Source organism: Vibrio sp. 10N.247.310.98 (assembly GCF_041467395.1).
GTDB classification, from domain to species: domain Bacteria; phylum Pseudomonadota; class Gammaproteobacteria; order Enterobacterales; family Vibrionaceae; genus Vibrio; species Vibrio crassostreae_C.
In genome coordinates this window covers 1-13,969 of record NZ_JBFSUL010000008.1, presented here as the reverse complement: position 1 = coordinate 13,969, position 13,969 = coordinate 1, and the positions used below count along the sequence as shown (strand labels likewise).

The following is a 13,969-nucleotide window of genomic DNA, read 5'->3' as shown; positions in this document are numbered from 1 at the left end:
TAGTGCCCATAAAGGCAAATTTCAATAGTAGAACCAATAACTAACTGCAGATAGCTGACGACTGTCCCTGAATTGTTCGAGAATTTATGGTCCATTGAGGGTTATAATAGTCTGATTAACCCCACCTACACTAACCACACTCTAATTCGAGAGTGTTACGAGAGTTTAATTTGTTAAGTTATCGCCACAGCTTCCACGCAGGTAACCATGCCGACGTAGTAAAGCATATCGTACAGAGCCTTATTCTTAATTCTTTGAAACAAAAGGATAAGCCTTTTGTTTATCATGACACTCACTCTGGTGTAGGTCGTTACGACTTAACGCATGAATGGTCTGAAAAAACCGGTGAATACAAGCAAGGTATTGCTCGTGTGTGGGAGCAAACAGACCTTCCTGAAGACATTCAAAGCTACCTTGAGTCTATTTCCATTCTCAATAATGGCGAGAAACTGCGTTACTACCCGGGTTCTCCACGTGTTGCACGTGCACACCTGCGTGACCAAGACCGCATGGTACTGACTGAGCTTCACCCAGCCGATCACCCGCTGCTTGAGCAAGAGTTCCACCGTGATCGTCAGGTATCTATCTACAAAGAAGATGGTTTTAAGCGCTTAAAGGGCAGCCTGCCACCAAAAGAACGTCGTGGTTTAGTACTGATCGACCCGCCTTACGAGCTGGCAAAAGAGTACCGTGATGTCGTGACTGCAATCGCTCAAAGCCACAAGCGCTGGGCAACCGGTATCTACGCAATTTGGTACCCGGTAGTAAATCGCTGTGATATCGAAGATATGATCGAAGGTCTCGAAGGCTTAGGCATCAACAAGATTCTACAAATCGAACTTGGCGTATCACCAGACACCAACGAGCGTGGCATGACGGCATCAGGCATGATCGTGATTAACCCGCCTTGGAAGCTAGAAAGCCAAATGAACGAGATTCTTCCATTCTTGAAGGAAGCAATTGCGCCAGCGACCGGTCACTTCAAAGTAGAGTGGATCGTACCCGAGTAATCTCGAGTCCACATCATAGACTGAAGAATCTTCAACAGACTGTGGTGTGGACGAATAAATTTTAAACAGGGAGATTGAGTTCAACCGATCTGCCCTCAGTATAATAATTAGACAATTTAAGAATCTATAGGACGTAGGTGTTCAGTGCTCTCACTGTGACTACAACCTTCAATAAATGGAGAAAGTAATGGCGACTCATTTTGATTACATCTGTATCGGTGGCGGTTCAGGCGGCATCGCATCGGCTAACCGCGCAGCTATGCACGGTGCAAAAGTTGCACTTATCGAAGCTCAAGACCTTGGTGGTACTTGTGTAAACGTTGGTTGTGTTCCTAAAAAGGTAATGTGGCACGGCGCTCAAGTCGCTGAAGCAATCAACCTATACTCTGAAGACTACGGCTTCGACGTTGACGTAAAAGGCTTCAACTGGGGCAAATTGGTAGAAAACCGCCAAGCGTACATTGGCCGTATCCACCAATCTTACGATCGCGTTCTTGGTAACAACAAAATAAACGTAATCAAAGGCTTTGCGCGCTTTGTTTCAGGGGAAGGTGTTGACGTAAAGACCGTTGAAGTTAACGGTGAACACTACACCGCTGATCACATCCTGATCGCGGTAGGTGGTCGTCCAACAATTCCAAACATCCCAGGTGCAGAATACGGTATCGACTCAAATGGCTTCTTCGACCTAATGGAGCAACCAAAACGCGTTGCGGTTATCGGTGCTGGCTACATCGCAGTTGAGATCGCAGGTGTACTAAGCGCACTAGGCACAGAAACACACTTGTTCTGTCGTAAAGAATCTCCACTACGTAGCTTCGATCCAATGATCATCGAAACGCTAGTAGAAGTAATGGAAGCAGAAGGTCCAACACTTCACACGCACTCAGTGCCTAAAGAAGTTGTGAAAGAAGCGGATGGCACACTGACTCTACACCTAGAGAACGGCAACACTCAAAACGTTGACCACCTAATCTGGGCTATCGGTCGCCACCCAGCAACTGACGCTATCAACCTAGCATCAACTGGCGTTGCAACTAACGACCGTGGCTACATCAAAGTAGACGAGTTCCAAGCAACTAATGTTCCTGGCATCTACTGTGTTGGCGACATCATGGAAGGCGGTATCGAGCTAACTCCTGTAGCGGTTAAAGCAGGTCGTCAGCTTTCTGAGCGCCTATTCAACGGTCAAACTAACGCGAAAATGGACTACAACCTAGTTCCTACTGTTGTATTCAGCCACCCACCTATCGGCACGATCGGTCTAACGACTCAAGAAGCTGAAGAGCAGTACGGCAAAGACAACATCAAGGTTTACACATCGGGCTTCACTGCGATGTACACAGCAGTAACCAAGCACCGTCAACCTTGTAAGATGAAGCTAGTATGTGCTGGCGAAGACGAGACAGTAGTCGGCCTACACGGCATCGGCTTCACTGTTGATGAGATGATTCAAGGCTTCGGCGTTGCAATGAAGATGGGCGCAACCAAAGCAGATTTCGACTCTGTTGTGGCGATTCACCCAACGGGCAGCGAAGAGTTTGTTACCATGCGTTAAACCTTTGTAAGTCAAAGAAATATTATGAAAAAGCCGACATCTGTCGGCTTTTTGTGTTTTTTACCGTATGTTTGAATATTTATTAACCGAACAGCATTTTACACACTTAACTTGGAAGAAAGATCACGCTACAATCGCGCGCTATAAAATTACACGCATAAAAATAACAAATAGCTCTATTACAGAAAGGATATACGAGTAATGAAAAAAGTGAGTATTCTCGCAGCGGCGATTGCAGTGGCTTTAACAGGTTGTGGTAGCGACAGTTCTAATTCAGGTGTCACAACACCGACAGAACCATCAACAACAACCAACAAATTTATCGATGCCGCTGTTGAAGGTATCTACTACAACACCAGTTCTGGCTTAAACGGTATTACAAATAGCGAAGGCGAATTTACCGCTAAAACTAACGACACAGTGACCTTCTTTATTGGTGGTGAAAATGGCTTAAAAGTGGGCGCAGCATCCAACCGTGATGTATTGACTCCATTTGAAGCTGCGGGCAAATATGCACGTGCCGTTAACCTAGCGATTTTACTTCAATCTTTAGATAACGAATTTGGTAGTTCGTCCGATGATGTGCTGACCATTCCAGATGCGCTGCGATCGCCTGATGCAACGACTCTAGCTAAGATGGAAGATCTAAGCTTAGATGATCGTGATAGCGTGATCGACTTCTTAGACGAAATGGGCGTAGACTCTGCAAACATCACTTCGGAAGAAGATGCTCTTGATCATATGCAAAATGCGTTTGGCTCAATGACTCGCGGCGAAGACACCGTTAATCCTTTTATGGCTGAAGGTAAAATCGTTCGTTATATTGATGTGACTCAAAACTCTGAAAAGTTCACCTACGTTCATGCTGATAAGCTTATGGAATCAGAAATGTTTGAACGTACTCGTGGCATGACCGAGATGACATTCAAGGTGAACTCAGCTGACTCCGTCTCTATGCTGGCTGGATCGAACGATTATTCATTGTCGGAAAACTTCGCAGAACAGTACCTCACCTGTGTTTCTAACGCTGCGCACCAATGGATTGATAAAGATAACGCCGAAAAACAAGGGTGTGATACTAACGACGATGGTCTAGTGGACAGAGAGAATGGCTCCCTTACACCGGATAGTCAGTTTGTGCTCAACAACCCTTTTGCATACAGACTTCGAGATCTAGCACAGTCTTCAACGGCAGATGAAGAATTTACAAACTCGGACATCGACTGGATGCCGTTTGATGCTGAAAAGGCATCAGACCTAAACCATTACACCGCCAACCATGTTTGGGATGATGGTAAGAACGGCACGCCAAAATGGATTCGCAGCACAACCTCTGGCTCTTTTGACCCTGTGACTGGTATTTATTCCGAGATCGTTAAAAAAGAAACACTAGGCGATGACCCTAACAATGACCCATCTCGTGCAACAGAGCGCGTTGGTTACTATTATGAAGTTGATTCAAAAGATGCCGAGCGCTACGTCGACTTCACAGGTACATGGGACACCACCGCGATTTGTGGCGATGGACAAAGTGCAGTCATGAGAATGGTCTTCTCAGACTTAGCAATCACAATATCTGGCGCAGAGTGTGAAAGCCAAAATGGTGCTCCTTCATCACCGGAAGATTTGGGCGAGTCTGTTTATACTTACGCTGAATTAGCGACTATCGACTACTGGTGGTTCAACCAAGCGGGCCGCGAGTCGAAAGCAACCTTGACTGAGTTGAACACGGTCGTGCGCTTCTGTGACGCTGATGACTATGTAGCAGGTACAGCGTGCCACGCAAACGATGAGTACTTCATTAAATGGGAATACCAACCAGCAGGCACTGATTGGGATGAGGGCCTACTGATTCGTCGTAAGATGGACAGCTTCGGTAATAGCAACGGCAGCTCTAGCATCATGCAGAAAATCAACTAATCGCTAAATTGATTCGTTTACCTCTAGATAAACCAGAAGCACGCTTCTGGTTTTTTTCATTTTTAGTATAGATGAACCTTCAAGCCCCCATCCCCGTAGATACAAAAACAAAATCTTAGCGATCCAAAACAACAACGGAGTTTGTAATGAATCTACTGATCGAATCATTTGAAGGCGGGATTTACTTGGCTTACCAAGTTATTGGCGAGCAAAAACAATTAATCAAAGATGACCACCAGCACCCTATGAAGTTTTTGAGTATTAACCAAGCACGCGATCACTTTAGCGACCAAGGCGTAGCATCAGCAATGTTGGTTCATAACAGCGCCTACGACGAGATGTGCGGTGAGCATTGTGGTAGCACACAGCCTTTCGAGATTGATTTGAAGTGGAGTTAAATCAACCTCAAATCAATCGCGATAAAAATTGAAAGGCTTGCATCAATGCAAGCCTTTCTTATGGGAGTCACTTTCACTTTTAATCACCTAGATTAGCGCGATGTCCGTTTAAGTCTTCGTTTAATGTTCTGCTCTTTCACTACAAAGTCGAATAGCGGAGCGAACAGGTTGGCGAACAAGATAGCCAGCATAATGCCCTCTGGGTAGGCTGGATTAAGCACTCGAATACCGACCGTCATCACGCCGATCAAAATCCCATAGGCCCATTTACTCTGATTGGTAAACGCGGCAGATACAGGGTCTGTTGCCATGAAGAAGGTACCAAAGGCAACACCACCCAACACAAAGTGCCAGTAAAACGGCATCGAAAACATCGAGTTAGTATCCGACCCTATCCAGTTCAGTAAACTCGACGTCACGACAAGGCCGACAATCACACCGGCGACAATGCGCCAAGACGCTATCTTCATCACAATCAAAATCAACCCCGTCAGCATGATCAGCAGTGACGACACCTCACCCATCGAACCTGGAATATTACCGATAAAGGCATCCATCCAGGTGATCGCCTCGCCAGTCATGTTATTGATGAGTGACGTGCTGCCGCCTTCATACCATTGACTCAGCGGTGTCGCGCCTGAATAGCCGTCAGCGGCAACCCACACAAGCCCACCCGACATGTTGGCTGGATAGGCGAAATAGAGAAACGCGCGGCCTGCAAGGGCTGGGTTCAAGAAGTTTCGTCCTGTACCACCGAACAGCTCTTTGGCGACAACGATACCAAAGGTGATACCTAAAGCGGCTTGCCAAAGCGGGATGGTTGGCGGGAGGATGAGTGCAAACAGCACAGAGCTAACAAAAAAACCTTCATTAACTTCGTGCTTACGAACGACAGCAAACAGTACCTCCCAGACGCCACCGACCACAAACACCGTGGCATAAACGGGTAGAAAATAGAGTGCACCAAGCAACATCTGACTTGCCCAGCCACTTGCCATCAATGACTGCGCATCACCAAATGCCCACGACAGACGCCAGCTACTCTCGATAACCGAGGCAAGTTCATTTAATTGATAACTGGAGGTTAGTGCGAGGACGCTTTGGTGTCCGACGTTATACATCCCCCAGAACATTGCCGGGAAGGTCGCCAACCACACCAGAATCATGATGCGCTTTAGGTCAATGCTGTCACGAACATGGGTTATGCCGCGATTTACGTTGCCGGGTGTATAAAATATTGTCGCGAAAGCCTCATACACTGGGTAGAGCTTTTCGTACTTCCCTCCGGCTTCAAAGCGTGGAGCCACGTCTTCTAATCGTTTCTTTAAACTCATAATCTCAATCACCTTATTGCTTGAGTTATGGTTTTCTACGCATCAGCCGCGCTATTTGAACAATTTTTAACGATTTTTAATCAAATTCGTCTTGAAGAACGAGTGTCTAAAAGTCGAACCGATGTTGAAAAAGAGAGGCGTATAAACAACAAAGCCCCAGCAATGGCTGAGGCTTATTTGGTTTGGTAACGGTCGTCGTTACTTAACGCACATCACATTAAGCAATGAAGAACCTTTCAACTGGTTGACGTTACCGTTGGTAAACAGACCTTTCTTATCTGCGCCCCAATAAGGGAGATGCATTGGCCAGTTCTGTTTTTCCATAACCTTTGAGCTCAAGATGCTTTGCCATTGCTTCTCACTCATCAGCTTCATGTTGACCTGATTACACACCAATTCAGCGCTATCGTAATCTAGGCGGCTCCAAGGCTTACCTTGCTCCATGTAGAACTGTTGTTGATGATCTAGAAGGTAAGGAATAGCATATTGGCTACCCGCAATGTCTGCTTTCACGCGAATCTCGATCTCTAGATCATTGTCTGAACTCGCGTTACCGCTTGGTAGCGTCTGAATTGCTGCAGCGCTCGCTACCGCCGCCACTTGCTTAGTAGCCACAGGTTTCGGAGCAGGTTTTGGTTTTACAGGGGCCTTAGGCTTAACCATTTTTGGCTCTGCCGGTTTTGCAACGATAGGCTGTGATGAGGTTTTCGACTTATCGACCATGCGAATAAAGGCTTCACCATAACCAGGAACCTTACGTACCTGAGTTAGGTCTTTTCTCGCATCCGAGAAGGTAGAGTAAGGTCCGATTAAGCAACGGTAGTCTCCGCCTTCTGGCTTCATCCACACGTTGGTCGAGATCTTCTCATACAGCGGTTTTGCTCGGCTCAGTGACAAAGGCTTGTTCAGCAGGCCACATTGAACCCAAAACAGTTCGTTATCTGAATGACGTTTTGGTGCTTTACTGCCCCACACGCCCTTACCGATCGGACATGATTGCTCTAGCTGTGGTAATTGGTTGGTGCTTGCCTGAGTTGCATCACATAGAACCGACTCTGCATTCACTTGGCTCGATACCAAAAGAGATGCAGCGATAAGTCCCATACGATAATTTCTCGTCACAGCACGACATACAGCATTCATTGTCAATTTCATAACCACCACTTAAACCCTTGCGGGCTAATTATTACCGAATCTATGTCGATAAAACATGAATTCCATTTTAACTTATTATTGACACTGTCAATAATACTAAGTTCCAGATCCATTAAGCAAAAAAAGAGCCGTAATTGCTTACGGCTCTTAATTTAGTGACTTTTTTTACTAAAAATCAAACCGGGCTATCACCCTTTATAAATTTTCGGGTTAAACACGTCACGTAACCAGTCGCCTAATAGGTTAATAACGAGAACCAATGTTACCAAAAGCACACCTGGGAATGCTGTGATCCACCATGCTCCTGAGAAAATGTAGTTAAAACCAGTACTGATCAGGGCACCGAGTGATGGTTGGTCTACCGGAAGACCTAAACCTAGGAAAGAAAGTGCCGCTTCTGACATGATGGCATTTGCCACCTGTACCGTAGAGATAACCAAAATCGGTGATAAACAGTTAGGCAGAATATGGCGGAACATGATGCGAGGCGCTCTAAAGCCCATCACACGTGCCGCTTCTACGTACTCTTTCTTCTTCTCTGCCAATACCGATGCACGAATCGTACGAGCATACTGCGGCCATTCAGCAATACCGATGATCACCACCAGCATAACAACCGCATATTGCGCGTAGAAGTCACTACCGAAACTCGCCTTAAAGATGGCCGAGACAATGATCGCAACCATCATGGTTGAGAACGAAAGCTGAACATCGGCAAAACGCATCAGGAAGCTATCAATACGACCACCGAAGTAACCTGCAGACAAGCCAATGATGATACCGAGAGTCAGCTGAAGGCCTACCGCTAGGAAACCGATCGTCAATGACAGACGCGAGCCGTAAAGCATCGTAGATAAGATGTCACGACCCTGCTCATCAGTACCCAGTAGGAAGCGTTCTTCGCCGTCTTCCATCCAAGATGGTGGCAACTCAGAATCCATGATGTCGATAGACGTCACGTCATACGGGTCTGTTGGCGCTAGAATAGGTGCCGCTAATGCCATAACAAGGAAAGCTGCAAAGATAGCGAAGCTCACCATTGCCACTTTGTCACGTAAGAAGTAGTACAGAATGTCTGACTGCTTGAATCGCTCCCAACGAGATGGAGCTGTTGTTGTTTGTTCCATGATTATGCTCCTTTCCCTGTGATGTTCACTGTTGGGTTAATGATGCCGTATAGCAAGTCAACAATGGTGTTAGTTACTACGAAGATCAGGCCAACGAAGATAACGTATGCGGTAATCAGTGGTGTATCCACTCGGTTAATCGCTTCAAGGAATAGGAAGCCGGTACCCGGCCACTGGAATACAGTTTCAGTAAGAATGGTGTAAGCCACCATAGTACCGATTTGAACACCGCCTACCGTTAGTACTGGCAGCATTGTGTTTTTCAAAGCGTGTTGGTAGTAAATCTTGTTCAGCGCTAGGCCTTTTGCTTTACCAAACTTGATATATTCAGAGCTAAGAACCTCTAGCATTTCAGAGCGTACTAGACGAATGAACAGAGGCAGCATGATAGATGCTAGAGCAATACTCGGCAGCACTAAGTGTGCAAGGCCATCTATCGTTAAGAAACCAGACTCCCAGCCAAACCAGTTTGCGGTCTCACCACGTCCAAACGACGGCAGCCAACCTAACTCAATAGAGAATACATACATCAACATGATTGCGGTTAAGAAAACAGGCACAGAAATGCCGATACTACTGCCCGCCATCACCAGTTTAGTGAAGAAGCTTTTTGGGTGTATTGCAGAATAAACGCCAAGTGGAATCGACAGACAAACAATGATCAGAGAAGCGCCGAACACAAGCTCAAGCGTTGCGACTAGTTTATCTAAGATTACGTCCACAGCTGGGCGTTTAAAGAAATATGAAGTACCAAGATCACCTTGTAGAGCTGCGCCCACAAAGCGAGTGTATTTTGTAATGAAGGGATCATTTAAGCCGAGTTCATCACGCAGCGCTTGACGCTCCGATTCTGAAACAGATTGACCGACTAACTCACGCAACGGGTCGCCCAGGTTATCCTGAATGGCAAACGCCACCAAACTGATCACAAACATCACTATCAGTGCCTGAAACAGGCGCTTGACCAGAAACGTAACCATTCCTTGCCCCTTATCTATCCATGACTATCTAGTCGAAATCCGCGACTAGATAACAAAATTCAGTCTTAAAAAAGGTATTTAGCCAGACTGAAGGAAGACCAAATACCGAAACTTAAATCTATATCTTAATAATTTGAGAGCCTGAAAAGCTTCAGGCTCTCGATTCTAGCAAGCTAGATTATTTTACAACTAGGTCGCCGAAGTAAGGCATAACCATTGGGTTTACTACGTCTGCTGCACCAACGTTAGACTTCGCGCCCCACGCTTCACTTTGCCAGTGTAGCGGTACGAATGCTGCGTCGTTGTAAAGTGTTGCTTCAACGCCTTTCAGCATTTCAGCACGCTTAACTGGGTCAGTTTCAGTGTTAGAAGCTTCTACGATCGCATCCATTTCTGGGTTTGAGTAGCCAGAACAGTTGTATTGACCACGGCCAGTCTCTTCGTTACGAGTCATAGTTAGGAACTCGTTGAAGTTAGCTGAATCTTCTGTATCTGAGTGCCAGCCGATCATCATCATGTCTGCTGAACATAGGTCAAACTCAGGCCAGTACTGTGCTTTAGGCATAGTTTTAAGATCAACTTTGATACCAATCTTAGACAGCATTGCCGCAGACGCTTGCGCTACTTTCGCATCGTTCACGTAACGGTTGTTTGGAGCCATCATAGTTAGCGTAAAGCCATCTTCGTAGCCCGCTTCTTTCATCAGCTCTTTCGCTTTTTTCAGATCGTAACGAGGAACTAGGTCTTCGTTGTGACCCGCGTAGCCTGTTGGGCTTTGCTGACCAGCTGCTGTTGCGAAGCCTTTCATGATCTTCTTAACGATACCTTCGTTGTTGATTGCGTGAACAATCGCCTGACGAACGCGAACATCTTTAAGTGCTTCGTTGCTGTTTTGGTTCATTTGGAACGTGATGATACGAGTACCAGGTAGCGTCACTAGATCGATGTTCTTAGCGTTTTTAACACGCTTGTGATCGTTTGGTGCTACTGGGTGAATCATATCAACGTCGCCAGAAAGAAGTGCTGCAACACGTGTCGCGTCTTCTTTGATTGGCACAAGTGTTAGCTTGTCTACGTTGCCTTCAGTTTCTGTGTCCCAGTAATCGTTGAAACGCTCGAACGTTACTTTAACGCCTTGCTCACGCTGCGTTACGATAAATGGACCAGTACCTGAAACGTTAGTCGAAGCAAACGAGTTACCGTGCTTAACTAGCTCAGACTTGTCTTTACCTTCCGCTGTTTGGCCAGAGTAGAACTTGCTGTCCATTGGGAAGATGTAAGTTGCTGTTTGTAGTACTAGTGGGTAAGCCGCTTTTGATACTAGCTCAACTGTGTAGTCATCCACTTTTACCATTTTTTCGTATGGCGTGAAGATAGACTTAAAGTCTGGAGAAGCTTGTAGACGTTCAAAAGTCCACACAACATCATCAGCAGTCAGTTCGTTACCAGAGTGGAATTTCACACCTTTACGTAGGTTGAAGCGGAAAGTCGTTTCATCAACACGCTCCCAGCTAGATGCTAGGCGGCCTTCAAAATCCATCTCTTGAGTGAAACGTACTAGAGGGTCAAACACCATGTGAGACATTTGCAGTGTGCCACCAGACAGCTGCTCATGCGGGTCAAGTGATACTGGGTCAGCTGCGTAGCCAACGGTAATATCTGCTGCTGCTGCACTAAAGCTTAGGCCAGCTGCCATTAAAGCTACTGCTAATTTGCTTTTCATGGTTTTCATTGCATAACTCCTTCATGCGGGAATCCAGATCCCTAGTTGTTGTATTTGCGTCTGTTTATTGTTGTTAGCAAGCTAAACTCCAGCCTGCTGATTTTTATACCGCGGCTTGTGCCACTGCTTTTTCTTCTCTTAAGCCTGTAAATTCAGGCATTAAAGAAATCAGTTGTTTGCTGTATTCATGCTGAGGTGATTGGAACAGCTGCTCCGTTGGCGCAACCTCCAATAATGTCCCCATCTGCATCACACCAACACGGTCACACATTTGGCGAATAACCGGTAGATCGTGACTTATGAACAGCATGGTTAGGTTTAGCTCGTCTTGTAAGTCTTTTAGTAGGTTAAGAATCTGAGCCTGTACCGACACGTCCAGTGCCGATGTTGGTTCATCACAAATCAAAAGACGTGGGCGAGTCGCCAAAGCGCGAGCGATAGAAATACGCTGACGTTGACCACCTGAGAATTCGTGTGGGTACTTCACCCCAGCCATTTTGCCTAAACCCACGTGCTCTAGCAGGTCGTTCACGATCTGACGAGTTTCATTTTCGTTGCGAGTAAGCTTATGGAATCGGATAGGTTCAGCAATGATGTCGAATATCTTCATTCGAGGGTTCATTGATGTGTAAGGGTTTTGGAAAACCATCTGCATTTGACGACGCATAGGGCGACGTTCTTTTTCAGATTTCAGACCAGTAAGATCAACGCCTTCAAACGTTACCTTGCCTGAGTTTGGTGCGTACAAGCCAGCAATCACACGAGCAATCGTTGATTTACCTGAACCTGATTCACCTACTAAACCAAACGTCTCACCTTCATGCACTTCAAAGCTCACGTTGTTTGATGCTTGAACGTACTCACGACGGCTCTCAAAGAAAGAATCTTTGGTAGTAAAGCGTAAGTTTACGTTCTCAACGTTCAACAGAGGGCCAGTGTAATCACGGTGATCTTGGCTTTGACCTAACCAGTGGTTCTTCACATCCAATGGTTCCATCTCTTGTGCTTCTTCGATGTAGCTAACAAGAGGGAAACGATCGAGTTTGCGATCCGAACGAGGAACCGCAGAGATAAGACTGTGTGTATATGGGTGCTCAGGAGTACCCAGAACTTTCGCTGTTGGTCCAAACTCAACTAAGTCACCACGATACATAACGGCTACGCGGTCGGTAACGTTAGATACCACGCCCATGTCGTGCGTGACCAACATGCAACCTACGTTCTTCTTAATACATAGGTCGCGAATCAAACCCAAGATCTGGTCTTGGATAGAAACATCCAGTGCTGTTGTTGGTTCATCTGCGATGATTAGGTCAGGTTCACCTGCCAATGCGATCGCGATAACCACACGCTGACGCATACCGCCAGAGAATTGGTGAGGGTACTGCTTTAAACGGTTTTCTGGTTGTGGGATACCCACTTGGTTCATCAAGTCTAATGAGCGCTGGTAGGCTTCTTGATCCGAAACCTTCATGTTAGCATGAATCGTCTCTTTTAACTGCTGTTCTACTGTGAATAGAGGGTTAAGAGAAGTCATTGGGTCTTGGAAGATAAAACCAATCTTTGAGCCGCGAACAGAACGCATCTGTTCAGGAGATAAACCAGAGACTTTTTCGCCATCCAGAAATACCTCGCCGCTAGCAATGCGGCCAGGAGGGCTCAGCAAATCGATCACAGCATTACCTACTGTTGATTTACCTGCACCAGACTCGCCTACAACACCAACAATCTCACCACGTTCAATGTTGAACGAAAGTGATTTAACTGCGGCGTGAACTCCATGACGAGATGGGTATTCGATACGAAGATTTTTTACTTCTAAAAGTGACATTACCAGACCTCTACTGCTTTGGCAGCTTTCTGCCCTGTCTGCAAAATTGAATCCATTCTTACCAGAATATTGTTCTGATATTTTATACGGTTGACAATTTGGCAAATAATTCACAGAAAAGCAACAAAAATAGGATAAAAAGTCGACATTAAACGCTTAGCAAGCAAAAGTGCCACATAACTATTCACCAAAAGAGCATATAGTAAGAAAAATCAACATTATATTATCGGCAAGAAATACTCACAAACTCCTTACCACTACTTACTTATAGAGTTAAAGCCGTGCTTCAAAGCAGATCTCACTACCAGTCACTAAAAACAAATAATTATTCCAAAAAACAATTAACACTATAGAAACAAACGCTAATTTTGTTAATTTGAACAAATAAAACAACCAGATAAACGTTAATTAGCCATACATTTAACCATCTGCATTATTTTGGTAAATACAAAACAGACAAACGAAAGGCCTAATAAATCAGAGGAGTTTTTGAACGACCAAATGCGTACAAAGCTGTCAAATTCAGGCCTTAGTGAGCAAATTTAGGGTCAGGTTTCACTTTTCATAAAAGTCTTTAGACCAAACCCATTAATATGTCGAATTATTGAGCACTCCATTTATATAAAATTAGATATAGAACTGTACATTTGATAAAGAAAGCAACTCTGTAGCAGCACCATTATCAAGCAGATCGTTAGGAATCTGTCTTATATAAGAAGGGGAGATAGATCGTCATTTCTGACGCGGACGGCTAGTTGAGGCTTCTTAAGTGATCAGTGAAGAGACATTCTTTGAACATCAGGCGAACCCCACTCTGTTCAAGTTATCTAAGTTTCAGACGTAAAAAAGCCCCGTCATTTCTGACGAGGCTTCTTAAGGTGGTCGGTGAAGAGGGATTCGAACCCCCGACCCTCTGGTCCCAAACCAGATGCG

Annotated in this window: 10 protein-coding genes; 4 read left to right on the top strand and 6 right to left on the bottom strand. The window is 45.5% G+C overall.

The features are described from left to right. Window positions 1-170: 170 nt before the first annotated feature. The 4 genes from AB6E78_RS05295 (at window position 171) to AB6E78_RS05280 (ending at window position 4,886) form a co-directional block, all read left to right on the top strand. Window positions 171-1,010: a 23S rRNA (adenine(2030)-N(6))-methyltransferase RlmJ gene (locus tag AB6E78_RS05295; protein ID WP_065677339.1), complete on the top strand. Its 840-nt coding sequence runs from the start codon at window positions 171-173 to the stop codon at window positions 1,008-1,010. 187 nt (window positions 1,011-1,197) lie between these two features. After that, window positions 1,198-2,568, top strand: a complete 1,371-nt coding sequence (gene gorA, locus AB6E78_RS05290) for a glutathione-disulfide reductase (RefSeq protein WP_372132680.1) — start codon at window positions 1,198-1,200, stop codon at window positions 2,566-2,568. Between the two features lie 201 nt (window positions 2,569-2,769). Next, on the top strand, window positions 2,770-4,488 hold the full coding sequence (locus AB6E78_RS05285; RefSeq protein ID WP_372132677.1) for a hypothetical protein: 1,719 nt from the start codon (window positions 2,770-2,772) through the stop codon (window positions 4,486-4,488). A gap of 146 nt (window positions 4,489-4,634) precedes the next feature. Beyond that, the gene (locus AB6E78_RS05280) at window positions 4,635-4,886 is read left to right on the top strand and encodes a DUF6482 family protein (protein WP_017070091.1); all 252 of its coding nucleotides are present in this window, start codon (window positions 4,635-4,637) and stop codon (window positions 4,884-4,886) included. Window positions 4,887-4,978: 92 nt separating this feature from the next. Here AB6E78_RS05280 and AB6E78_RS05275 read toward each other — a convergent pair whose 3' ends face one another. From AB6E78_RS05275 to AB6E78_RS05250, 6 genes are all read right to left on the bottom strand, one after another. Further along, on the bottom strand, window positions 4,979-6,220 hold the full coding sequence (locus AB6E78_RS05275) for an NADH:ubiquinone reductase (Na(+)-transporting) subunit B (protein ID WP_136977240.1): 1,242 nt from the start codon (window positions 6,218-6,220) through the stop codon (window positions 4,979-4,981). Between the two features lie 198 nt (window positions 6,221-6,418). Next, on the bottom strand, window positions 6,419-7,375 hold the full coding sequence (locus AB6E78_RS05270) for an SPOR domain-containing protein (protein ID WP_372132673.1): 957 nt from the start codon (window positions 7,373-7,375) through the stop codon (window positions 6,419-6,421). Between the two features lie 188 nt (window positions 7,376-7,563). Further along, entirely contained in the window at window positions 7,564-8,502 is a 939-nt protein-coding gene (locus AB6E78_RS05265; protein ID WP_017060135.1) for an ABC transporter permease, read from the bottom strand. Between the two features lie 2 nt (window positions 8,503-8,504). Then, the gene (locus AB6E78_RS05260; protein WP_008218600.1) at window positions 8,505-9,482 is read right to left on the bottom strand and encodes an ABC transporter permease; all 978 of its coding nucleotides are present in this window, start codon (window positions 9,480-9,482) and stop codon (window positions 8,505-8,507) included. 178 nt (window positions 9,483-9,660) lie between these two features. Next, window positions 9,661-11,214 (bottom strand): ABC transporter substrate-binding protein, encoded by a 1,554-nt coding sequence (locus tag AB6E78_RS05255; RefSeq protein ID WP_017060133.1) that lies wholly within the window; start codon window positions 11,212-11,214, stop codon window positions 9,661-9,663. A 94-nt stretch (window positions 11,215-11,308) separates the two neighbouring features. Then, window positions 11,309-13,036 carry an ABC transporter ATP-binding protein gene (locus tag AB6E78_RS05250; protein WP_017060132.1) on the bottom strand — a complete coding sequence of 576 codons (1,728 nt, stop codon included), beginning with the start codon at window positions 13,034-13,036 and terminating at the stop codon, window positions 11,309-11,311. Between the last annotated feature and the right edge of the window lie 933 nt (window positions 13,037-13,969).